This is a genomic window from Okeania sp. SIO2C9, assembly GCF_010672455.1.
Classification (GTDB): Bacteria; Cyanobacteriota; Cyanobacteriia; order Cyanobacteriales; family Microcoleaceae; genus Okeania.
The window spans coordinates 1-25,805 of the sequence record NZ_JAAHGO010000101.1 but is presented as its reverse complement, the minus strand read 5'-3'; the positions used below and the strand labels follow the sequence as shown (position 1 = coordinate 25,805).

At 38.8% G+C, this 25,805-nt stretch carries 13 protein-coding genes and 1 pseudogene; 8 read left to right on the top strand and 6 right to left on the bottom strand.

Features of this window, described 5'->3' with window-relative positions; genetic code table 11:
- Both F6K23_RS36070 and F6K23_RS36065 read left to right on the top strand, forming a co-directional pair.
- Nucleotides 1–236 (top strand): annotated as a pseudogene (locus F6K23_RS36070) (RNA-guided endonuclease TnpB family protein); the annotation flags it as partial.
- A 511-nt stretch (nucleotides 237–747) separates the two neighbouring features.
- Nucleotides 748–2,694 (top strand): AAA-like domain-containing protein, encoded by a 1,947-nt coding sequence (locus F6K23_RS36065; protein ID WP_293165376.1) that lies wholly within the window; start codon nucleotides 748–750, stop codon nucleotides 2,692–2,694.
- Nucleotides 2,695–3,137: 443 nt separating this feature from the next.
- Here F6K23_RS36065 and F6K23_RS36060 read toward each other — a convergent pair whose 3' ends face one another.
- A complete protein-coding gene (locus tag F6K23_RS36060) occupies nucleotides 3,138–3,737 on the bottom strand; it encodes a DUF2059 domain-containing protein (protein ID WP_293165374.1) in 600 nt (199 codons plus the stop codon).
- Between the two features lie 507 nt (nucleotides 3,738–4,244).
- Entirely contained in the window at nucleotides 4,245–4,469 is a 225-nt protein-coding gene (locus tag F6K23_RS36055; RefSeq protein WP_293165372.1) for a hypothetical protein, read from the bottom strand.
- 156 nt (nucleotides 4,470–4,625) lie between these two features.
- Here F6K23_RS36055 and F6K23_RS36050 point away from each other — a divergent pair, with 156 nt between their 5' ends.
- The 4 genes from F6K23_RS36050 to F6K23_RS36035 all read left to right on the top strand — a co-directional run bounded on the left by F6K23_RS36050 (nucleotide 4,626) and on the right by F6K23_RS36035 (nucleotide 15,281).
- On the top strand, nucleotides 4,626–8,045 hold the full coding sequence (locus F6K23_RS36050; RefSeq protein ID WP_293165370.1) for an AAA-like domain-containing protein: 3,420 nt from the start codon (nucleotides 4,626–4,628) through the stop codon (nucleotides 8,043–8,045).
- Nucleotides 8,046–8,140: 95 nt separating this feature from the next.
- Complete coding sequence (locus F6K23_RS36045) at nucleotides 8,141–11,542, top strand: AAA-like domain-containing protein (RefSeq protein WP_293165368.1); 3,402 nt, start codon at nucleotides 8,141–8,143, stop codon at nucleotides 11,540–11,542.
- Between the two features lie 93 nt (nucleotides 11,543–11,635).
- Nucleotides 11,636–15,142: an AAA-like domain-containing protein gene (locus tag F6K23_RS36040; RefSeq protein WP_293165366.1), complete on the top strand. Its 3,507-nt coding sequence runs from the start codon at nucleotides 11,636–11,638 to the stop codon at nucleotides 15,140–15,142.
- Nucleotides 15,111–15,281 carry a hypothetical protein gene (locus tag F6K23_RS36035; RefSeq protein ID WP_293165364.1) on the top strand — a complete coding sequence of 57 codons (171 nt, stop codon included), beginning with the start codon at nucleotides 15,111–15,113 and terminating at the stop codon, nucleotides 15,279–15,281. Before F6K23_RS36040 ends, F6K23_RS36035 begins: the two co-directional genes overlap by 32 nt.
- Before the next feature lie 22 nt (nucleotides 15,282–15,303).
- Here the strand turns inward: F6K23_RS36035 and F6K23_RS36030 are convergent, their stop codons facing one another.
- From F6K23_RS36030 to F6K23_RS36015, 4 genes are all read right to left on the bottom strand, one after another.
- A complete protein-coding gene (locus F6K23_RS36030) occupies nucleotides 15,304–15,663 on the bottom strand; it encodes a four helix bundle protein (RefSeq protein ID WP_293165363.1) in 360 nt (119 codons plus the stop codon).
- A gap of 9 nt (nucleotides 15,664–15,672) precedes the next feature.
- Nucleotides 15,673–15,816, bottom strand: coding sequence for a hypothetical protein (locus F6K23_RS36025; RefSeq protein WP_293165362.1), 144 nt, complete (start codon nucleotides 15,814–15,816; stop codon nucleotides 15,673–15,675).
- Complete coding sequence (locus F6K23_RS36020; RefSeq protein WP_293165360.1) at nucleotides 15,803–16,603, bottom strand: class I SAM-dependent methyltransferase; 801 nt, start codon at nucleotides 16,601–16,603, stop codon at nucleotides 15,803–15,805. The genes F6K23_RS36025 and F6K23_RS36020 overlap by 14 nt, the downstream gene beginning before the upstream one ends.
- A gap of 1,056 nt (nucleotides 16,604–17,659) precedes the next feature.
- On the bottom strand, nucleotides 17,660–20,200 hold the full coding sequence (locus tag F6K23_RS36015) for a glycogen/starch/alpha-glucan phosphorylase (RefSeq protein ID WP_293165358.1): 2,541 nt from the start codon (nucleotides 20,198–20,200) through the stop codon (nucleotides 17,660–17,662).
- Between the two features lie 841 nt (nucleotides 20,201–21,041).
- On the opposite strand from F6K23_RS36015, the gene F6K23_RS36010 reads away from it, so the two are divergent.
- Both F6K23_RS36010 and F6K23_RS36005 read left to right on the top strand, forming a co-directional pair.
- On the top strand, nucleotides 21,042–22,400 hold the full coding sequence (locus F6K23_RS36010) for a cytochrome P450 (protein WP_293165356.1): 1,359 nt from the start codon (nucleotides 21,042–21,044) through the stop codon (nucleotides 22,398–22,400).
- 1,134 nt (nucleotides 22,401–23,534) lie between these two features.
- Nucleotides 23,535–25,196 (top strand): bifunctional UDP-sugar hydrolase/5'-nucleotidase, encoded by a 1,662-nt coding sequence (locus tag F6K23_RS36005; RefSeq protein ID WP_293165354.1) that lies wholly within the window; start codon nucleotides 23,535–23,537, stop codon nucleotides 25,194–25,196.
- The last annotated feature ends 609 nt before the right edge of the window (nucleotides 25,197–25,805 follow it).

The window sequence follows — 25,805 nt, the reverse complement described above, 5'->3', positions numbered from 1 at the left end:
CTCAATCAAGCTGTTTAGATGGGGATGATTTACCAAAATATGGAGATGATTTACCTAATTTCAGTGGAAAAAGAGTAAAAAGAGGGTTGTATCAAACCAGGGAAAAGAAATTATTAAATGCAGATGTCAATGGGTCGTTGAACATTATTAAAAAAGTAATTCCTGATGTCTTTGACCAAGGAATAAAGGGTTTGCCGTTTAACCCTGTAGTGGTCGATCCACTTGCGTTTGACTAGACTTTCAGACCTTTGAGTAAGTTTGAGTAAGTTTAGTTGAGCGGTAATAATAGACAGAAAAGGCATCTAAATTTTCTGGAAAAATGACCAAAACTATGAGTAGAAAAGAGGAAAGCGATCGCTTGATTAACAAATTTCTAGCATACGTGACATACTCCCACACTAACCTGACGGTATAGTGTGGGCTTCTCGTTTCACAGTCCCGGTATCCCGTCGGACAAGCGCGTGCTTTAAGAACGAGATGCCCCACCGCTCTTTTTGCACATAAAAAACTGCTCACCTAGTTCCGGAATAAGATTTTACGTTTTCCCACAGTTGACTAGGAATTCGGGCCAACAACCCCATATCCTATTAAATTTTCATGGTTCATTACTGGCGGCGATTAGCTCAAACCAGCATAGTTCAATGATAACATAAAAATTTGTAAATTAATGGGAAAATGCCTTCCTCCTTCTTACTTCTTCCTTCTTCTTTCTGAAAATAATTAAAGTTTTGATCAAAGTATTTACTTATGTCTGAATATAATTTACTGATCGGAAAAATTCTACGTCAACGTTATCACATTATTGACAAATTAGGCAAAGGTGGTGGGTTTGGTGAAACTTATCTTGCAGAAGATTTAGATATACCGGAAATTCCTAAACGAAAGTGTGTTGTTAAGAGGCTAAAACCGACACAAAAAAGTTTAGAAATTGATAGATTATTTGAGCAAGAAGGTCGGATTTTAAATAAATTAGGAAGGCATCCTCAAATTCCAACTTTATATGCTTATTTTGAACATGAAGGAGAATTTTTCCTAGTTCAAGAACTGATAGTAGGTCACGATTTAACTTTAGAAATGAATTCCTATTGGAGTGAACTTCAAATCATCAAATTTTTAACGGATATTCTGGAATTACTGAGTTTTGTTCATCAAAATAATGTAATTCATCGGGATATAAAACCGGGAAATCTTATGAGGCGAGAAACTGATGGAAAATTAGTATTAATTGATTTTGGGGCAGTTAAAGAAGTTAGTACAATAGTAGTTGGTAAGTATGGGGAATTTACCAGCACTATTACCATTGGAACTCGTGGTTATATGCCTGTGGAACAAATACAAGGTAGACCCCAATTTGCTAGCGATATTTATGCCGTTGGAGTAACTGCAATTCAAGCTTTAACAAGAAAAATTCCCCAAATATTTCCTCAAAATAGTTATGGAGAAATAAACTGTAAAACACTCTTTTCCTTTTCCGATGTCAGTGATGAGTTAGTTAATTTTTTAATTAAAATGGTAAGAGTTGACTGGCATCAGCGCTACCTAGACGCTAAAGTTGCTTTGGCAGAATTATCGAATATTACATCAAATTTAATAAGATTGAGAAAACGGATATGCTACACACCTACGGCACCAATGTCATGGGAAAAAGAAAAGAAAAAAACTCCTACTAATATACCTATTCCCAATATAGAACTACCTTCTGGTCAAGTTCCTCTAAATTCTCCTTTTTATATTGAGCGATCGCCTATTGAATCAGAATGTTTTCAAGCTATTGAAAAACCAAACGCATTAGTTAGAATTAAAGCGCCTCGACAAATGGGAAAAAGCTCTTTATTGTCGCGAATTTTAGCTCATTCTAGTCAGCAAGGTCATCGAACAGTTTATCTAAATTTTCAAACTATAGATGCAGAATTTATCGAAAATTTAGACAGGTTTTTGCAGTGGTTTTGTACAAGTATTAGCGACGAATTGGATTTAGAGGAACAGTTAGAAAAATATTGGAAAAAAGTATTAGGTGTGAAAAAAAGGTGTACAAAATATTTCTCAAAATATTTGCTTACTGAAATTCAAGCTCCCATAGTTTTAGGATTAGATGAAGTTGACCAACTTTTCCAAAATCCCGATTTAGCAACAGAATTTTTTGCTTTATTACGCGCTTGGCACGAACAAGGTAAAAATAATCCTGATTGGCAAAGATTACGATTAATAATTGTTCACTCCAAGGAGGTTTATATTCCTTTGAATATTAATCAATCTCCCTTCAATGTGGGGTTAGGAATTGAGTTGCCAGAATTTAACTTAGAACAGGTAAAAGACTTAGTAAAAAGACATGGTTTAAATAGGTCTGAAGAACAAATAAAAAAACTAATGGAAATGTTAGGAGGGCATCCCTATTTAATACGTCTAGCACTTTATCAAATAGCCAGAGGGAAAATGACTTTAGAACGACTGTTAGAACTGGCACCCACCGATGAAGGACTTTACTATAATCACTTACATCGACATTTGTTGAACTTGCAAAAAGATGAAAATTTGCAGACAGCAATTACAAAAGTTGTTAATGCAGAAACTCCTGTGGAAATTGGGACAATTGAAGCTTTTAAATTACGCAGTATGGGATTAGTTAAATTTCGGGGAAATACTGTTGTGCCTTTGTGTGGTTTATATAGAGAATATTTTAGAGTTCATTTTTAAAGAAGCAAGAAGGAAGAGGGAAAAAGCAAGAAGGTTATACCGTTTCACGGAAGTTATAATTTATAAATCAAAAGTCAAAAGTCAAAAGTCAAAAGTAAGATTTTATGTAAGCATTTCCTATTCCAGGATGGCGGAAATAACTGACCAGTTACAAAATTCTAAAACAATTACAAATCAAAAATGATTGGGTGCATCTCAATTAAGCGATAAGTAATTATACTCAAGATATAGGAATGAATAGGGTGTATCTCTGTATGTGCAAAAATACTTTTTTCCTATATATTCCCTGTTGCCTGTTGCCTGTTGCCTCTCTTGGTCAGCATTCCCTTGCGTCTGACGCCGACGCGGGGTCTGACCGCTGTTGCCTAAAAGCGATAAATTTTTGGCTTTATTCACGCATTGAGATACACCCAATAAAAACTCAATGATGGGACTTTAGTTTATTAGTTGATACGTTGTAATTCCTCAGCAATAATCTCTTGCATAATACCCTGAATTTTTGGGTTGAGTACCTGAGCTGTTCTTTGCATAGATTCTTGAAACAATTGTGGCATAAGTTCAATAGTTTTTCTTCCAGTTGGAGTTTGATAAAATTCAATTAATGCCTGCAAATCTTCTTCTGTAAAATACTTATCATAGATAGGATAGTAAACTTCTTCAACAATTTGTTGATAGCTAATACGTTCGAGAAACATCCGATTAGATTTCTGGACAATACTGGTTATTTCTTGGTTAAATTTATTCGTAATTTGTTGCCTTTGTTCGGGAGAAAGTTGTTGATTTGCAACTAATTCAGAAGTTAAAATCGAATCGAACTGTTGTTCCATCTGAGACAACATAGCTCGAATTACTTCTTGAAATGTTTTTTCTCCTCCTATAAGTTCCAGATATCGATCGATCAGTTGTTGTTTTTTTGTAGAAATTTTCTGGGATATTCTCAGATTAGATTCAGAAAAATTAGGAAAAATTTGAGAGTTAGCAACTTCATAATTTAGGAAAAACAATGATGAAGTTAAACTAATTAGCAATATTTGTTTGAACATGAATCAGATTAAGTTAAATTGATTAGAGGTAGACGTATAATCAAAAATCGAGTCTTAACTTCAATATTTTCTTTGTTCTTGATTCTAATAATTAGAACATAATGATTTTTTTGCAAGGTTTAATTAGGGTTTGCTGAAAAAGTCTTATGGGTAAGGGTAGGAGACAGCTATACTGGAGACAGGAGACAGGAGAAATGGGAATGATCGAGGAGGTAGGAGCGGGCGTTTTGTCCTTTGATGTTTCTGCCCTACTCTCGCCTAAAATACGCTCCATGCATGAGCATGAAGAGCTGAAACAGGCGCACTTTTTTTGACCTCAAAAAGGCACTTGTCTTTATATGTCAATGCTTTTAGATTTAATCAGCAAGGTTTAATTATCGATATTTTAGGGAACAGAAAAGAATCAAAGTAGAAAGAATAAAAATAGGTTTATCTTACTGATGTATTCTCCACTTACTATTAAAATAGTAAATAAAAATATTTGTATCCAATAGAAATTTATTCATCTCAATCAGCTCTCAATTCTTTTTGAAATTCCAGAGCATCAACCCGTTTTGGCAGGAACCCAAATAATTCTGAAGGTTCAAAAGAATCTACAGGATTTTCCGTTGACTTTGACAAAGATTGCATTACCACAACAACTTCCACTAAACCAGGTTGAATAGTCTCAGGTAGAGTAATTTTTACTTGGCGATCGCTACCAACCGAAACTATTTTTCGCACAGTTTCCATTTTTTTTATTTGTTAAACTTTACTTGATGAATATAATACCACCTTAACTCGAAACTTTTAATAATTTGTATAATAATCTTAGAGTTTGGTTTATCCGTAGGATAAACTGCCGCTAACGTACCTCAACCTAAGCTACAAAAATCAAATATAAATATTATGAATAACTATGAATATTATCTTGGTGGAAGTCTTCCACTTAACGCCACGACTTATGTCAAAAGAAAAGCTGATGAAGACTTATATCAAGGTTTAAAAAATGGAGAATTTTGCTATGTTTTGAATTCCCGACAAATGGGTAAATCTAGTTTGCGGGTAAAAACTATGCAACGCTTACAACAAGAAAATGTTGCCTGTGTCAGCATTGATATGACAGAAATTGGCATTTATGATATTACCCCTTCAGAATGGTACGCCAGTATTATTGATACTATTTTAACTGCCTTAAATTTAGAGGATGATTTTGATCTTGAGGAATTTTGGGAAGATAATAGTCAACTTTCCAATATCAAACGGTTTAGTAAATTTATTAGTCAAAACTTATTGCCTTCTATTTGCCAACAAATTGTAATTTTTATTGATGAAATAGATAGTACCCTCAGCCTACCTTTTAATATCGATGATTTTTTTGCAGTTGTCCGAGATTGCTATAACAAACGGGCAGATAATTCAGATTATCAAAAGTTAACTTTTGCCATGATAGGAGTGGCAACCCCGGCAGATTTAATTAAAGATAAAAAACGTACTCCTTTTAATATTGGTAGAGCCATAAAATTAACAGGTTTTCAGTTAGCTGAAGTCGAACCATTAGCAAAAGGTTTAGTTGAAAAAACTGCCAATATTAATAAATTGATGGATGCAGTTTTAGATTGGACTGGAGGACAACCATTTTTGACCCAGAAAGTTTGTAAACTAATTAGCAATAGTGCAGAAATTGTACCTGATGGCCAGGAGGCAGAATGGGTCGCCAATTTGCTCAGACACAGAATAATAGAGAATTGGCAAGTACATGATGACCCAGAACATTTAAAGACCATTCGCGATCGCCTGTTGGTGAATGAAAAACGTGCAAGTCGGTTATTGGGTCTGTATCAGCAGGTTTTGAATAGTGGAGGGGTAGTCGCAGATGACAGTCCAGACCAAATGGAGTTACGTCTGACAGGTTTAGTAATAAAACAGGAAGGACAGTTACAAGTTGCTAACCGCATTTATCAAGAAGTGTTTAATTTGCAGTGGGTGGAGAAGGAGTTGGGAAAGTTGCGTCCCTACTCAGAAGCATTTACTGCTTGGGAAGAGTCAGGATGTAAAGATGAGTCGCGACTGTTACGAGGTCAAGCATTGGCAGATGCTTTAGTGTGGGCGGTGGATAAAAGTCTGAGCGATCGCGACTATCAATTTTTAGCTACTGCTCAAGAAGTAGAGAAACAGGCGATCGAGTTGGAAAAACAGGCGATCGAGTTGGAAAAATTGGAAGCGCAGATCAAATTGGAAGCTCAGTTAAAGGCAAATCAGATATTAGAAGAGGCGAAACAGAAAGTAGACCTGAAGTTGGCAGAAGCAGAAGCAGTGGGTAAAAGTATTACCTCTAAATTATTGTCTAACTCTGGTAAACATTTTGAAGGGTTGTTGCAAGCTTTGAGAGCAGTTAAACAACTACCACCCCCTAACGAGATATTCCAGCCCCAGGATGAGAGCAAAATACAGATAATAGATGCTCTCAGTCAAGCGATATATATTGATGAACCGTATCGAGAGCGTAACCGTTTGGAGGGGCACAAAGATGCAGTCAACAGTGTAGCATTCAGCCCAGATGGAGAAATTATTGCCACAGCAAGTTCTGACAATATGGTAAAACTGTGGTCTCGCCATGGGAAGTTGCTGCAAACTTTGACTGGGCACCAGAGTTCAGTTTTTGGTGTAGCATTCAGTCCCGATGGAGAGACTATTGCTTCTGCAAGTCGTGACAATACGGTGAAACTCTGGTCTCGCAATCGTGAGTTGCTCCATACTCTAATTGGGCACGAAAGTTGGGTTATCGGTGTAGCATTCAGCCCCGATGGAGAGACTATTGCAACTGCAAGTCGTGATAACACCTTAAAACTTTGGTCTCGTGATGGCAAACTGTTGCAAACTTTGGCTGGGCACCAGAGTTCAGTTTGGGGCGTAGCATTCAGTCCAGATGGAGAGACTATTGTTTCTGCAAGTTTTGACAACACCGTAAAACTGTGGTCTCGCTATGGGAAGTTGCTCCATACTCTGACTGGGCACGAAGGTTTAGTCCGAGGTGTAGCATTCAGCTCAGATGGAGAGACTATTTTTTCCGCTAGCTGGGATAATACTGTGAAACTGTGGTCTCGCCAGGGCAACTTGCTCCATACTCTGACTGGGCACGAGAGTTCAGTTTTTGGCGTAGCATTCAGCCCGGATAAGGAGATTATTGCCACTGCAAGTAATGACAAAACCGTGAAACTTTGGTCTGGCGACGGCAACTTGCTGCATATTCTTACCGGGCACGATGGTGGTGTCGAAGATGTGGCATTCAGTCCGGATGGAGAGACTATTGCTTCTGCAAGTTTTGACAACACGGTAAAACTTTGGTTTCGCCAGGACAACTTACTGCATACTCTCACCGAGCATGAGAGTTGGGTTCGGGGTATAGCATTCAGTCCAGATGGGTATACCATTGCTTCTGCAAGCTATGACAAAACGGTAAAACTTTGGTCTAGGGATGGTAATTTACTCCATACTCTCACCGGGCACGAAAGTTGGGTCGAAGATGTGGCATTCAGTCCAGATGGAAAAACTATTGCCACTGCAAGTGATGACAACACGGTAAAACTTTGGTCTGGTGATGGCAAATTGCTGCATACTTTCACTGGACACCAGCGCTCAGTCCGGAGTGTCGCATTCAGTCCGGATGGGAAGACTATTGCAACTGCAAGTTTTGACAACACGGTGAAACTATGGTCTTACTACGGCAAGTTACTCCATACTCTCACCGGGCACGAAGGTAGAGTATACAGTGTGGGATTTAGTCCAGATGGAGAGACTATTGCTTCTGCAAGTGATGACAAAACGGTAAAACTTTGGTCTGGTGATGGCAAGTTACTTGGTATTCTCACCGGACACCAGGGTTCAGTCAGAGGAGTAGCATTCAGTCCGGATGGAAAGACTATTGCTTCCGGTAGTTGGGACAATACTGTGAAACTGTGGAGCTGCCATGGTAAGTTGCTTCATACTCTCACCGGAAACGGTGGTAAGGTTTTTGGTGTGGCATTCAGTCCGGATGGGGAGACTATTGCTTCTGCAAATTTTGACCACACAGTAAAACTGTGGAACTGCCATGGCAAGTTACTTCATACTCTCACCGGGCACAAAGGTTTGGTCAGAAGTGTGGCATTTAGCCCAGATGGAGAGACTATTGTTACTGCAAGTGATGACAACACTGTAAAACTTTGGCATGGTTGGAAGTTCGATCGCCTCCATCAATGGGGTTGCAACTGGATGCGCGACTACCTAGAAAATAACCCCAATGTTAGTGAAAGCGATCGCCATTTGTGTGATTGTGTTGGGGGGTGAGGTCATTTCAGTGAAAAGTTATCAATTATCAGAACGGTTACACTTGCAATGACTTCGTGAGATTTAATTATCCCTAACTAACTTAACTATTTATTATGAATAATTACGAATATTATATCGGTGGAAGTCTTCCACTTAACGCCACGACTTATGTCAAAAGAAAAGCTGATGAAGACTTATATCAAGGTTTAAAAAATGGAGAATTTTGCTATGTATTAAACTCCCGTCAAATGGGAAAATCTAGCTTGCGAGTCAAAACCATGCAACGCTTAAAACAAGAAAATATTGCCTGTGTCAGCATTGATATGACAGAAATTGGCACTTATGATATTACCCCTTCAGAATGGTATGCCAGTATTATTGATACTATTTTAACTGCCTTAAATTTAGATGATAATTTTGATATTGATGAACTGTGGGAAGATAATAGTCAACTTTCTAATGTCAAACGATTTAGTAAATTTATTGGTGAAATTTTATTACCTTCTATTTCTCAACAAATTGTGATTTTTATTGATGAAATAGATAGTACACTCAGCCTACCTTTTAATATCGATGATTTTTTCGCAGTTGTGCGAGATTGTTATAACAAACGGGCAGATAATTCAGATTATCAAAAGTTAACTTTTGCCATGATAGGAGTGGCAACCCCGGCAGATTTAATTAAAGATAAAAAACGTACTCCTTTTAATATTGGTAAACCCATAAAATTAACAGGTTTTCAGTTAGCTGAAGTCGAACCATTAGCACAAGGTTTAATTAACAAAACTACCAATATTAATAAATTGATGGATGCAGTTTTAGATTGGACCGGAGGACAACCATTTTTGACCCAGAAAGTTTGTAAACTAATTAGCAATAGTGCAGAAATTGTACCTGATGGCCAGGAGGCAGAATGGGTCGCCAATTTGCTCAGACACAGAATAATAGAGAATTGGCAAGTACATGATGACCCAGAACATTTAAAGACCATTCGCGATCGCCTGTTGGTGAATGAAAAACGTGCAAGTCGGTTATTGGGTCTGTATCAGCAGGTTTTGAATAGTGGAGGGGTAGTCGCAGATGACAGTCCAGACCAAATGGAGTTACGTCTGACAGGTTTAGTAATAAAACAGGAAGGACAGTTACAAGTTGCTAACCGCATTTATCAAGAAGTGTTTAATTTGCAGTGGGTGGAGAAGGAGTTGGGAAAGTTGCGTCCCTACTCAGAAGCATTTACTGCTTGGGAAGAGTCAGGATGTAAAGATGAGTCGCGACTGTTACGAGGTCAAGCATTGGCAGATGCTTTAGTGTGGGCGGTGGATAAAAGTCTGAGCGATCGCGACTATCAATTTTTAGCTACTGCTCAAGAAGTAGAGAAACAGGCGATCGAGTTGGAAAAGTTGGAAGCACAAGTGCAGTTGGAAGCTCAGTTAAAGGCGAACCAGATATTAGAAGAAGCGAAACAGAAAGTAGACCTGAAGTTGGCAGAAGCAGAAGCAGTGGGAAAAAGTATTACCTCTAAATTATTGTCTAATTCTGGTAAACATTTTGAAGGGTTGTTGCAAGCTTTGAGAGCAGTTAAACAACTACCACCCGCTAACGATATATTCCAGCCCCAGGATGAGAGCAAAATACAGATAATAGATGCTCTCAGTCAAGCGATATATATAGATGAACCATATCGAGAGCGCAACCGTTTAGAGGGGCACAATGATGCAGTCAACAGTGTGACATTTAGCCCAGACGGAGAAATTATTGTAACTGCAAGTTTTGACAAGACGGTGAAACTTTGGTCTCGCTATGGAAAGTTGCTGCAGACTATGACTGGGCACGAGGATGTAGTCATCGGTGTGGCATTTAGCCCGGATGGAGAGACTATCGCCACTGCCAGTCGTGACAAGACGGTGAAACTTTGGTCTCGCCATGGGAAGTTGCTGCAGACTATGACTGGGCATGAAGAGATGGTCATCGGTGTGGCATTCAGCCCGGATGGAGAAACTATTGCTTCTGTTAGTGCTGACAATACGGTGAAACTTTGGTCTTGTTACGGAAAGTTGCTACAGACTATGACTGGGCACGAAAGTTATATCATGGGTGTAGCATTCAGCCCGGATGGAAAAATTATTGCTTCTGCAAGTCATGACGAGACAGTGAAATTATGGAACTGCCATGGTCAGTTGCTACAGACTCTGACTGGGCACGAGGGTGGAGTCAATGGTGTGGCATTCAGTCCGAATGGTGAGACTATTGCCACTGTAGGTCGTGACAAGACGGTGAAATTATGGAATTACCATGGCCAGTTGCTACAGCAGATTCTGAGTGGACACCAGGAGCTGCTCATCAGTGTGGCATTCAGTCCGAATGGGGAGACTATTGCCACTGCAAGTCGTGACAAGACAGTGAAATTGTGGAACTGCCATGGCCAGTTGCTACAGACTCTGGCTGGGCAGGGTTGGGTAAATGATGTTGCATTCAGTCCTAATGGAGAGACTATTGCTACTGCAAGCCGTGAAAAGATAGTGCAATTATGGAACTGCCATGGCAAGTTGGTTGAGACTATAACTGGGCACGAGGATAGGATATATGGTGTGGGATTCAGTTCGGATGGGGAGACTATTGCCACTGCAAGTGCTGACAAGACGATAAAACTGTGGTCTCGCCATGGTAAGTTGCTGCAGACTATGATTGGGCAGGAGGATAGAATATATGGTGTGGCATTCAGTTCGGATGGGGAGACTATTGCCACTGCAAGTCGTGACAAGACAGTGAAACTGTGGTCTCGTCATGGTAAGTTGCTGCAGACTATGACTGGGCACGACGGTGGGGTCATCAGTGTGGCATTTAGCCCAAATGGGGAGACTATTGTTTCTGCGAGTTTTGATAAGACGATAAAACTGTGGTCTCGCTATGGTAAGTTGCTGCAGACTATGACTGGGCACGACGGTGGGGTCATCAGTGTGGCATTCAGCCCAAATGGGGAGACTATTGCTTCTGCGAGTGTTGACAAGACGGTAAAACTGTGGAGCTGCCATGGTAAGTTGCTACAGACTATGACTGGGCACAAGGGTTGGGCAAACGATGTGGCATTCAGCCCGGATGGGGAGACCATTGCTTCTGCAAGTGATGACAAGACGGTAAAACTGTGGTCTCGCCATGGCAAACTATTGCATACTTTAACTGGGCACGACGGTGGAGTCAATGATGTGGCATTCAGTCCGAATGGGGAGACCATTGCTTCTGCAAGTGATGACAAGACGGTAAAACTGTGGAGCTGCCATGGTAAGTTACTCCAGACTATGACTGGACACGACGGTGGGGTCAACGGTGTAGCATTTAGCCCAGATGGAGAGACTGTTGCCACTGCAAGTACTGACAACACCATGAAATTATGGAGGAACTTCGGGGGATTCGATCGCCTCCATGAATGGGGTTGCAACTGGATGCGCGACTACCTCGAAAATAACCCCAATGTTAGTGAAAGCGATCGCCATTTGTGTGATGGTATTGGGGAGTGAGGTCATTTCAGTTCTCAATTATCAAGTCGGTTCCACTCGCTGTGGACTTCGTGAGATTTAATTATTTCTATATACTTATTAATTATATTAACTATGAATAATTACGAATATTATATCGGTGGAAGTCTGCCACTTCACGCCACAACTTATGTCAAAAGACAAGCAGATAAAGACTTATATCAAGGCTTAAAAAACGGAGATTTTTGCTATGTATTAAACTCCCGTCAAATGGGAAAATCTAGCTTGCGAGTCAAAACTATGCAACGCTTAAAACAAGAAAATATTGCCTGTGTCACTATAGATATGACAGAAATTGGCACTTATGATATTACCCCTTCAGAATGGTATGCCAGTATTATTGATACTATTTTAACGGCCTTAAATTTAGATGATAATTTTGATATTGATGAACTGTGGGAAGATAATAGTCAACTTTCTAATGTCAAACGATTTAGTAAGTTTATTGGTGAAATTTTATTACCTTCTATTTCTCAACAAATTGTGATTTTTATTGATGAAATAGATAGTACCCTCAGCCTACCTTTTAATATCGATGATTTTTTTGCAGTTGTGCGAGATTGCTATAACAAACGGGCAGATAATTCAGATTATCAAAAATTAACTTTTGCCATGATTGGAGTCGCAACTCCCGCAGATTTAATTAAAGATAAAAAACGTACTCCTTTTAATATTGGTAGAGCCATAAAATTAACAGGTTTTCAGTTAGCTGAAGTCGAGCCATTAGCAAAAGGTTTAGTTGAAAAAACTACCAATATTAATAAATTGATGGAGGTAATTTTAGATTGGACTGGAGGACAACCATTTTTGACCCAGAAAGTTTGTAAACTAATTAGCAATAGTGCAGAAATTGTACCTGATGGCCAGGAGGCTGAATGGGTGGCTAATTTGGTGAGACACAGAATAATAGAGAATTGGCAAGTACATGATGACCCAGAACATTTAAAGACAATTCGCGATCGCCTGTTGGTGAATGAAAAACGGGCAAGTCGGTTATTGGGTCTGTATCAGCAGGTTCTGATCCCCCAAACTTTAGAACTCAGAACTCAGAACTTAGAACTCAGAAGTAATACTCCCCAAACTTTAGAACTCAGAACTCAGAACTCAGAACTCAGAAGTGATACTCCCCACACCTCCCACACTCCCCACACTCCCCACACTTCCCATACTCTTCACACCCAGGCAAATGACAACCCTGACCAAATGGAGTTACGCCTCACAGGTTTAGTAATAAAACAGGAAGGACGGTTACAAGTTGCTAACCGCATTTATCAACAAGTGTTTAACTTCCAGTGGGTGGAAAAGGAGTTGGGAAAGTTGCGCCCTTACTCAGAAGCATTTACTGCTTGGGAAGAGTCGGGATGTAAAGATGAGTCGCGACTGTTACGGGGTCAAGCATTGGCAGATGCTTTAGTGTGGTCGAAGGGTAAAAGTCTCAGTACTCAAGACTATCAATTTTTAACGGCAAGTCAAGAACTAGATAAACGAGAAATGCAACAGACATTAGCAGCAGAAAGACGAGCAGCTCAAATATTGACTGAGGCAAATCAGATATTAGAAGTATTACTCAAAACTGCCTCATCAAAAACACTATTTCTAGCAGGTCAAGAGTTTGAAGCATTATTAGAAGCATTGAGGGCAGCAAAAATTCTACAATCATTATCCAAATCAATTAGAACAAAAGCTGATGCTGAAATGCTGGTGGTAACAGCATTGCATCAGGCAGTCTATGGAGTTAAAGAGTGTAACCGCTTGGAAGGACATAAAGATGGAATAAGTAGTGTTTGTTTCAGCCCTAATGGTACTTTGATTGCTTCTGCTAGTAGGGATAATTCCCTGAAACTCTGGAGTCTTAGTGGTAAAGAATTAAAAACTTTTACAGGACATAGCGATCGCATCTATAGCCTCTGTTTCTATCCTGATGGTCAGAAACTTGCATCTGCTGGTTCTGACAAGACTATTAAACTTTGGGGTATTGATGGAACAGAATTACAAAGTTGGATAACAGAACATACCGATCTGGTTAACAGTCTTAGTTTCAGTCCCGATGGTAAAACTCTTGCCTCTGGAAGTTTTGATAAAACGATTAAACTTTGGAGTTTAGATGGCAAACAATTGCAAACTCTGATTGGGCATAATAATCGAATCTCTAGTGTCAGTTTTAGCCCTGATAGTCAAACTATTGCATCTGCCAGTGCTGACAACACTATCAAACTCTGGAGTTTAGATGGCCAACAATTGCAAACTCTGATTGGACATAATAATCGAGTCTCTAGTGTTAGTTTTAGTCCTGATGGTCAAACTATTGTATCTGCTAGTGCTGACAACACTATCAAGCTCTGGAGTTTAGATGGCAAACAATTGCAAACTTTTACAGGTCACAGAAATTGGGTAAATGAGGTTAGTTTTAGCCCTGATGGTCAAACTATCGCATCTGCTAGCTCTGACAAAACCATCAGACTTTGGAATATTCAGGGCAAGGAACTACAAACTTTCCGTGGCCACAGTAATAGAATTTATAGCGTCAGTTTTAGCCATGATGGTAAAACTATTGCCTCTGCTTCTAGGGACAATACAATTAGACTCTGGAGACTTAAAAGCACAAAACGAAATGTTTTCAATGGCCATAGCAATGAGATTACTAATGTTAGTTTTAGTCCTGACGGTCAAACTATCGCCTCTGCTAGTTACGATCGCACTGTTAAACTCTGGAATATTCAGGGTAAAAAACTGGAAACCCTTAATGGTCATACAGGTAGAATTTATAGTGTGAGTTTTAGCCCGACTCAGAAAATTATTGCCTCCGCTAGTGAAGATAAAACTATTAAACTCTGGAGTCTAGATGGTAAGGAACTGCAAACTTTTCAGGGACATAGAGAACGAGTTTATGATGTTAGTTTTAGCCCTGACGGTCAAACCTTTGCTTCTGTTAGTTATGACAGCACTGTGAAGATCTGGAATATTGATGGTAGAGAACTACAAACTTTTGAGGGACATAGAGATGCAGTCTTTAATGTTAGTTTTAGTCCTGATGGGAAAATAATTGCTTCTGTCAGTAAGGATGGTAGTATCAAACTTTGGCATTTGGATAACAAGGAAGAACAAACTCTTCAAGAATACGGAAATGCAGTGATTGCAGTTACTTTCGACCCTACTGGGAAAGTACTTGCTACTGCTAGTGATGATGATACTATTAAACTTTGGAGTATTGAGGGAATTAAACTACAAACTTTTAAGGGACATAGTAGTAGAATTTATAGCCTCTGTTTTAGTCCTGATGGTCAGATTCTTGCTTCTGGGAGTATGGATAAAACTATTAAACTTTGGAATCTTAATGGCAGGGAGTTACATACTTTTCAAAGGTATCGCCGTGGTCTCCATAGTATTTGTTTTAGTCCTGATGGTCAGATGATTGCCTCTGGAAGCACAGATGGCAAAGTAATTTTGTGGAATTTGAATCTCGAAAGTCTGATAAAACTTGGTTGTGAATGGGTAGGAGATTATCTGCAAAATAACCCCAATGTGAGTGAAAGCGATCGCTATTTGTGTGATGATATTACTAAAATATCCTCCGAACTTTGACAATTATACAGTAGACAGGCAACAGGCAACAGGCAACAGGCAACAGGCAACAGGTATCAGGCAACAGGTATCAGGCAACAGGCAACAGGCAACAGGTATCAGGCAACAGGCAACAGGCAACAAGCAACAGGGAAGATAAAGCAAAAAACAACAGTTGTTGATTATTTCAATTTATTAATAAGGGAAATAATCATTCTGCTTTCTTCTTTTAGTTGATTTATGATCGATTCAACGTCATTAAACGTACATAATTGTATCCTTACGGATAAAAGAAGATGTGTCTCTAATTCATTTATAGAACCCTGAGTAATATTTAAAAATCGAGTATAATCTCCTGACGATCTTCTTCCATAACCCTCTGCAATATTTGCAGGTATAGAAACAGAAGCTCTTCTTATTTGTTGAATCATACCATAAGTCTCTTCTTTAGGAAATTTTTTTGTTAGTAAATAACATTTTTCCGCAATTATCATTCCTTTTTCCCAAATTTTTAAATCTTTAAAGTCTTTGATATCAGACATTATTTATTCCTATATGAAAATTTTCTGTTGCCCGTTGCCCGTTGCCCGTTGCCTGTTGCCTGTTGCCTGTTCCCTGTTCCCTGCTCCCTGCTCCCTATTCCCTGTTGCCTGTTGCCTGTTGCCTGTTGCCTTATATTTACTATTTAGTCGCAACTACTGCTAAATTCCAAGCAAATCTTTTCATCAAAGGCAACTTTTTTAATACTCCATCTAATCTTTCTAATTTCCGATACATTGGTTCTAATCTTTGATGTTCAATAATAATTTTTTTCCAATAACGTTCTTTATTTGGGTCAATTTTTTCAATCAAATAAAACCTTAAAAAAATCCACAAAGTTGCTAACCAAAATGTATCGTAAGCTGTTTCTGAATAGAGAGATTTAATAAAATTAACAAGATTAATATCCAGAGGCATTTCATCCTCAGTTCTAACCTTTGTAGCAATACGCCGATAAACATTAATTACAGGATTATGTTTCAACGGGTCCCAAAAACAAGCTTTACCACCAGGTTTAAGAACACGGTGCATTTCTCTAATTGCTAATTTTGGATTTGGTAAGTGATGAAGTAAATTAGAAGCATAAACAAAATCAAAAGTATTATCAGGAAATTCTAAAGCCATGGCATCCATAACTTTACCCTCAATTTGAACCCCATTTGTTTCAGCCAACTTAACAGCAACATCCACCATTCCAGGAGAATAATCAGTCGCCACACACAGCGCTCCTTTTTTAGCAAAATAAACACTATTTTCCCCTGCACCACAACCTAAATCTAACAAATATTTATCTGTTAAATCTCCCATTTGTTCGAGAATAAATCTATTTTCTGGAGCAGTACAACTTTCAAAATAATCAACTACTCGAATACCTTCTATATCAATAGTTGATGCCCATATATCGTGGAATTGTCTTTCTTTAGCTAATATTTTGTCTTGCATTTTTTTCAGTAATTCAGAATAAAAATAGAGAATATTTTAGAATGAAAAATGCTATACAGCGCTTTTCAAATTGATGAACCACATCTTCATATCAAATCCGGTAGCATCAGTGTTATTCAGTATTAAAGAACTGTAGGGGCGAATGGCCATTTGCTAACGCAAAGCTGTCGCTAACGCCCTTACACATTGTATGACGATCAACAGAATTATATTACTCCGAAGCCAACGGATTTGATCTCACACATCAAACCTTGTAGGGAAGTTCCATGGAACGTCCCTACTGTGGTCTACCCAAATGAAAAACGCTCTATAGTTTTGTCGGTTGGGTTGAGGAAAGTTAACGCAGGTTATCAAAATAATATGGGTCTAAAACCCCGCTTTTTAGGCGTTGCTGAATACTGGGATGATTAAGCCTGAAACGGGGACACGGGGATTACAGTGCTTTTCAGTTGAGTAGACCACAAAACTGTTGTAGGAGTAATGAGTAATGAGTAAGGAGTAATGAGTAAGGAGTAATGAGTAAGGAGTCAGTATGATTGTGGTTTATTCATCATTAAACCGCTGTAGGCAATCCTCTGTGACAAAATCATCCCACAATTATAGCAGTTTTCATGCTGGATAGACCACAGTTGTAACCATCGGGGGGGAAGATTTGTATTCATTATTAACTAGCCTTTGACTTTTTACTCCTTACTCCTTGCTCCTTACACTCCCCACACTAATTCATCCCCCAAATATGCAACGCCCCCCGCTTTTTAAGAGGTTGTCTGAAAAGTCTCATTTTTACATCACGCGCCCCCGCGCATCCCCCACCCATTGGGGGACTTTTACCAGCTAATGGATTCTTGTTCCCCCCAGAATTGGGGGGCTAGGGGGGCAAAATTAAGTATTAAACAACATTAAATTAATCTTGCGCAACATTACAGCGCTTTTCAAATTGATGAACCACATCTTCACACATCAAACCTTGTAGGGACGTTCCATGGAACGTCCCTACTGTGGTCTACCCAAATGAAAACCGCTGTAAATTGAGATCAACCCGCCCCATCTGGTAAATTAAGAATCTACCTTCAAACCAGCATTATCTTGAGTATAAGTTTCTTGGTCGATTTTAACTGGTTGCGCTCCCCAAATCTCCTTTGCATACTCCATAATTGTTCGGTCAGAAGAGAATTTACCCATGCGAACAGAATTATAGATAGACATTTTCGTCCATTTCTCCTGGTCTTGGAAAACTTTACCAACCCGCTCCTGACATTCAATATAACTTTGATAATCAGCTAGTAGCATATATTGGTCATTGTACAGTAGAGAATCAATCAAAGGCTTAAATAAATTAGGATTACCTTCACTAAAGTGACCGCCAGCAATTCGGTCAATTACTGCTTTGAGTTCAGCATTAGTATTGTAGTATTCCATAGGTTTATAACCCTTTGCCTTCAGATCGAAAACTTCTTGAGCAGTCATACCAAATAAGAAAAAGTTTTCTGCTCCAACTTCTTCGCGAATCTCAATATTAGCTCCGTCCAGAGTACCAATAGTCATAGCTCCATTCATGGCAAACTTCATATTACCAGTTCCGGATGCTTCCTTACCAGCAGTAGAAATTTGCTCGGATAAGTCAGCAGCAGGATAAATAATCTGACCAAGAGAAGCATTAAAGTTTGCCAAGAATACAACCTTCAGGCGACCGCGCACATCAGGATCGTTATTAACCACATCAGCAACAGCATTAGTCAACTTAATAATCAACTTAGCCATGTAGTAACCAGGAGCAGCTTTGCCACCAAAAATAAATGTGCGGGGTACAACATTAATGCTAGGATTTTGCTTAATGCGATTATACATAGTAATGATGTTGAATACATCCAAATGTTGGCGTTTGTACTCATGAATACGTTTGACTTGAATATCAAATAGAGAATTAATATCCACCTCTATCCGATTATGCTTGAGAATGCGCTCTGCCAACTTAGCCTTATTCTCTTGCTTTATTGCTCGCCAACGATTCTGAAATTCTGCATCATTCACATATTTTTCTAGTTGCCGTAGTTGGTCGAAATCTCGCAACCAACTATCTCCTCCCAGTTTCTCAGAAAATAGCGCAGAAAGTTTGGGGTTACTCAGTAAAACCCAACGACGGGGAGTCACTCCATTAGTCTTATTGAAAAATTTGTCTGGGAAGAGTTGGTAAAAATCTTTAAGCACACCTTTTTTCAACAATTCTGTGTGCAATGCTGCTACTCCATTGACAGCATGACTACCAACAGTAGCCAAATTAGCCATCCGCACAGATTTTTCTCCTCCCTCCTCAATCAGAGAAACACGGGCAAGCAACTCCGGGTCTTTAGGAAACCAAGTTTGCACTTGAGTTAAAAAGCGCCGATTAATTTCATAGATAATTTCTAGGTGACGAGGGAGAAGGCTACCAAATAGACTAATTGCCCAACGCTCTAACGCTTCTGGCAGTAAAGTATGGTTAGTGTAGGCAAAAGTATTTTGAGTAATGTGCCATGCTCTATCCCAGTCCATATCGTACTCATCAATTAACAAGCGCATCATCTCCGCGATCGCCACAGCAGGGTGAGTATCATTCAGTTGAATTGCTGCTTTATCGTATAAATTATCTAAGTTTTCGTTTTGGGATAAATGCCTACGGATAATGTCCTGTAAAGCACAAGAAACGAAGAAATATTGTTGCTTCAGACGGAGTTCCTTACCTTGAGGAGTATTATCATTAGGATAGAGAACTTTGGAGATCGTCTCCGAACTCATTTTATCTGCTACTGCACCGTCATAGTTTCCAGCATTAAACTCTTCAAATTTAAAGTCTACACTAGCTTCTGCTCGCCACAAACGTAGAGGGTTTACAGTATTCACTTTATAGCCAGGAACAGGGGTATCATAGGGGATACCAATTACAGTTTCATCCGGAACCCAAGTTACTCGATAGTGCCCTTTATCATCATGGTATCCTTCTGTATGACCTCCAAACTTGATTTCTACCTTTTCAGCAGGACGAGCTATTTCCCAAGGGTTCCCGAAACGTAACCATTTATCAGGAATTTCTGCTTGCCAACCATCCTGTACAGTTTGGGTGAAAATGCCAAACTCATAGCGAATACCGTGCCCCATAGCTGGAATTTCTAAAGTAGCTAGAGAGTCTAAAAAACAAGCTGCTAACCTACCTAAACCCCCATTTCCTAAACCTGGATCGTCTTCTTGTTCCAGTAGTTCATCTAAATTTAACCCAGATTCGGTGATAGCTTGACGAATTTGTTCATAAATTCCCAAGTTAATCAAACTATTACCCAGGTGACGACCCATTAGAAATTCGGCAGATAGATAATATACGACCTTCACATCTTTCTCATTATAAGTACGAATTGTAGAAAGAAAGCGTTGGAGTAAGCGATCGCGTATAGTATAAGCTAAAGCTCTGTAAAAATCATCTTGTTTTGCCATGGACTCATAGGTCCCCTGCAAATAAAACAGGTTATCTGCTAAAGCACGTCTGAGAGTAGTGACACTCATGCCGGTGCGATCGTCTTCTACCCGAATTTGATTTTCAGTAGTAGGGTTGATATATTGATTCATTACTCCTCCATAAATTTAACCGTTATTAATTTTTCTGCAGTAGAAAGACAAAGGTGGTAATTAGCTTTGCCACACAGGAGTTATTCTATAGGAAACTTCTTAATCCAGTTAGACTAGCTAATGGAATTTTAGATTCCTATAATATTTGGCCGGAGTCTGCTCTTATAGTTATTCAAGCTTTACCATATAGATAAAATTTCTACTGTTTCTTAATGACAGAATCAGGAATCAGGAGTCAGGAGTCAGTCCTCAGGAGTCAGGAGTCAGGTAGGGGAGTCCTCGGATTAGCAAGGTACAGAAGCTAGAGAAATAGAATAGGGGGAAATTTGCCTCCAGATTCATCATATCCCCACATTCCCCTCCTGGGATGGGTTAGGGGTGGGTCCCAATCTCCCCACCCACCTCCTATATTTTTAAATAGATCCCAAATGGGTTCTATAGCAAGAAACGAGTTGGTGTTTGACATAGATTGATGATGAACCTTAGACAGAGAAATACTTTTCCCACTGTTGCCAGATGAGCTTTTGCCTTTTACCTGCTATATAGAACCCATTTGAGGTCTATATAATTATGGTAGTCAAGTCTTTTCGCGCATCAATGAGTGAGGAACAATCATCAGCAAGGAGTGTTGAATTTTTTATATTATTTCTCCCCACATCTACCCTCTATCCTCTATCCTCTATCCTCCTGTCTCCTGTCTCCTGTCTCCTGTCTCCTGTCTCCTAGCTCAAAAAACTTAATATTTATGAAGATACGATCGGGGGTTCTATAAACCCTCCCATCTTACTTGCAAATGAATCAAAATATATGAGGTAAATCTGACATAATCAGCAAAGCAAAAATGAAATTACCTGATGGCCCAGCATTGTCCCCTCTACAACGAAGAGTCCGGACTTGGAAATTTATTTTTCGTCCCTTACAAACAATAGAGGAACGATATTCTCAATACGGAGATATCTTCAGGACTAATACTAACTCCAAGACTCCTTTTATCTATTTCTGTAACCCTAAAGCTATTCAACAAATTTTTACTGCTGATCCTGATACCTTTAGCTCAGGTGGTAGTAATGGTGCTTTACAATACCTTGTGGGCAGAAATTCTCTACTTCTGCAAAACGGCGATCGCCATCAACGTCAAAAAAAACTATTAATGCCACCTTTTCATGGCGATCGAATGCGTACTTATGGGGACTTAATATATAATGTTACTTCTAATGTTATGGATCGGTGGCAAATAGACAAACCTTTCCCCATCCGTAGGTCTACTCAAGAAATATCCCTAAAAGTCATCCTTGGGGCGGTATTTGGTTTAGACAGAGGAGAACGTTACGAACAACTGAGAATACTTCTGTCTGATGTCCTCGACTCCATTAGCTCTCCTCTCACCTCCACTTTTCTGTTCTTCAGTTTCTTGCAAAAAGACTGGGGTCCTTGGAGTCCCTGGGGTAGATTTTTACGAAAAAGACAAAAAGTTGATGAGCTAATATTCGCAGAAATTGAAACTGCTAGGGAAGAAGCAAATCATCGTGATGATATTCTCAGTTTACTGCTAGAAGCGCGTGATGAAGCGGGCGATCATATCAGCGACGAAGAAATTAAGGATGAACTACTGACTTTGCTTTTTGCGGGTCACGAAACTACTGCTTCAGCATTAGCATGGGCATTATATTGGATCGATAAAATTCCATCAGTGCGGGAAAAACTATTAGCAGAATTAGCGACTCTCCCTACTAACCCAGATAAAGTTGCCATTACTAAACTTTCCTACCTCAGCGCTGTTTGCCAAGAAACTTTGCGTCTCTATCCCATTGCTATAAGTACTTTCCCTAGAATTGTCCAGAAACCTTTAGAAATTATGGGTTATCAACTTGAACCAGGAATGGTAATAATTGCTTCTATTTATCTAACTCATCAAAGAGAGGATCTTTATCCAGAACCTAAAAAATTTAAACCAGAACGTTTTCTCGAAAGACAATTTTCACCTTATGAATATTTACCTTTTGGAGGAGGGAGTCGTCGTTGTATCGGTTCAGCTTTTGCTTTATTTGAAATGAAATTAGTTTTGGCTACTATTTTGTCACAGTGCGAACTAAAATTAGTTTCCCATAAACCTATCCAACCTGTCCGTAGAGGGTTAACTATGGCATTACCAGGAAATATGCGAATGGTCGTTAAACAGAAATTTGGCGTTTCTAAATAAATGTATCAGGACTTACGCAGTACCGCTGCATATAGTGTATGATTTGGTCATTATTGCTGATTTAATCACTATGATTGGTGCCGTTGTGTAAGTCCTGTGTATAGATATTACCGAAAAATTGTGGGTATGTGCCTTCCCTTTTCAGGGGATAATAAAAAAAAATTTTCATGAATTTGTCAATCCTCTTCTTTTCAAGGAGAGGTAATTATTCATTATTCATTATTCATTATTCATTATTAATTATTAATTGTTGAAAGGAGTTCACCACTATGCGCAGATATAGCAGTGTGCTAGGCGTGTATTTTCAAATTTAAAAGATTAATAATTGCTAAAAGCTTTATATTATTTATATAGAATCCATTTGATAGCTATATAATTATGGTAGCCAAGTCTTTTCGCGCATCAATGAGTGAGAAAAAATCTGAAAAGGAGTGTTGAATTTTTTGTATTATTTCTCCCCACATCTTCCCTCTTCCCTCTTCCCTCTTCCCTCCTGTCTCCTGTCTCCTGTCTCCTGTCTCCTGTCTCCTGTCTCCTGTCTCCTGTCTCCTAGCTAAAAAAATTTAATATTTATGAAGATACGCTTAGGGGTTCTATAATAGTACTTTAATCTTTTTCTTGTGGGTTTAATACTCTGCACCTTACAGCGCTTTTCAGATGGATGAACCATATCGTCACAATCACGTGCCCTGTAGAGACGTTCCATAGAATGTCCCTACTGTGGTCTACCGAAATGAAAACTACTTTATGATCGGTGTTTACCGAATAATTAAGGTAAAAATCCTCTCACTCGCCGTGGAGAAACAGCGGTCGATCTTCGCAGCTTCCCGCAGGGTGGGATGGGGAGGAAACCTGCGCCATATTTAATCGACCAAGAGAAGAAAAAAAATTCATGATTAGTCAATCCTCTTTTTTTCAAGGAGAGGTAATAATTAATAATTAATAATTAATAATTAATTATTAATTGTTGAAAAGCTTGTTGGGGTTGGAGTCTCCATCCACTTGTTCCTTTTTCGGTGCTTCGGTTCTTCAATACCCAGTTCTGGCGTTCCCCGCGCCTTTGCGTAGCAGTTCGCACTCAAAGCGAGCTATTCTATACTACTGTTATTTACACTTGTATTGGTATTCATTTCCTTGATAACATCAAAACCTCCAACCAAAACCATCACCATTCTGGAAACTAGTGATATTCATGGCAACCTTATGCCTTATGATTACTATACCAACCAACCCGCAGAATGGGGATTAGCAAAAGTCGCTAGTTTAATCGCACAGGAACGAGCTAAAAATCCTAATTTACTACTTATTGATGGCGGCGATACTATTCAAGGGACACCATTAACTTATTACTATAATCGAATTGACACAGAAGCAGTACATCCGATGGCAGTAACAATGAATGCTCTCAAATTTGATGCTGCTACTTTAGGAAACCATGAGTTTGATTATGGTACTAATGTGCTTTCCCGTTGGATAAGTCAGCTTAATTTCCCCATAGTTTGTGCTAATATCCAAAAAAGTGATGGCACTCCTGCTTTTAAACCTTATATCATTAAAAATGTTGATGGTATAAAAATTGGTATTCTTGGTTTAATTACTCCTGCAACTTCTAACTGGGTGCCATCTGAAAATATAGCTGGATTAACTTTTGAGAATCTCATAAATACTGCTCAAAAATATATTCCTCAAATGCGAAATGATGGTGCAGATGTAATTACTATTGTTCAACATACTGGTTTTTCTAAAGTACCAAAAGATAAAAGGCTGGCTTCTGCTTGGTTAACCGATATTCAAGAGTGGAAAGAAACAGGCTCTATTCCTGATTCAAATCTCACCCTAGAATTAGCACAACAGGTAAAAGATATTGATATAATTATGGCAGGACATTCACATCACGATGTTCCTAAAGCTATAGTTAATAATGTTTTAATTGCAGAGCCTTCTTTTTGGGGAAAAGCTTTAAGTAAGTATACTTTAGTATTAGAGTATCGGGGTAAAAAGTGGGAAGTTATTACTAAAGATTCTACTAATTTATATGTTACTGATATTGAACCGGAACAGAAAATTTTACAACTTTCTTTGCCATATCATCAGCAAATATTACGCTATATAAATCAACCTATTGGTGTGGCAAAAACTGAATTTTATGGTGGTATAAAAGCACGCTTTAATCAGAGCAAGCTGTCAATTTTAATCAATAAAGTACAAATAAAAGCTGCAAAAGCAGCAGGTTATCCTGTAAATATTTCTCTAACTTCTATTTTTAATAACACTGGTAAAATTCCTCCAGGAAAAATTACTAGGAGAGATATTTACAGTATCTATAATTATGATAACTATTTGTTGGTTTTAGAAATTAATGGGGATATTTTGCGTTGTGCTTTAGAAAAAAATGCTGCTTATTTTAAACAAGTTAATATTGATGATTTACCTGATTATCCAGAAGAGGTTTTAGTTGAAAATTCTCTGGGCTATAATTGGGATTTATATAGTGGAATTGATTACATAGTTGATATTACTCAACCAGTGGGAAAACGAATTACTAAATTACAGTTAGATGGAAAAGATGTTGAAGCAAATCAAGTTTTACGAGTTGCTATGAATAGTTATCGCGCTAATGGCGGTGGTGGTTATTTCATGTTTAAAGAAGGAAAAATAATTTGCCAATCTGTTACAGAAATTCGCGAATTAATTGCTGAATATATCAGGAATAAAAGCATAATTGAATCAGATATTATTAGTTCAGGAGGATTAAAATTATTCCCTGATTTATATCAACAATATTTTGGTAATTAGGGTTTGCGCTTCACTAGTCTTATGGGTGAGGGTAGGAGACAGCTATACTGGAGACAACCCACCCCTCGCCCCTCCCCCGACCGTGGAGGGGAAGACAGGAGAAATGGCTTGGGAGCGAGGAGGTAGGAGTAAGAATTGTAAGAATGATTTTTCTGCCCAATTATGAGCCTAAAATACGCTCCTTTTTGAGCATGAAGAGCTGAAAACCAGGCACTTTTGAAAGATCCCAAAAAGGCTAAAACCTTTATCTGTAAATACTTTTAGATTTAATCAGCACAGCAATAATTAATATCATGTCTGATTGATATACTTATAAATAAACGATGGGGAAGTCAGGAGTCAGGAGGGAAGAAAGAAGAAGGAAAGAGGAGAAAGTCTTTTTCATAACTGATTATCCGGAAATGATATAACTCATCTGGAAATCAAAAAATGTGAAAAAATAATCTTCTAATAGTGCATGACGGCTCAACTATCCAAAAAATCCAACTTTGATGTCGGCAAGGGGTCTCCCGTTATACGAATGTTAACGGGAGGGGAATTGCCGACCAACAAATAAACCGCGTAGCGTCCACTTAGTTTCTTGCATTGTGTACTTTTTTGTGTTACGCT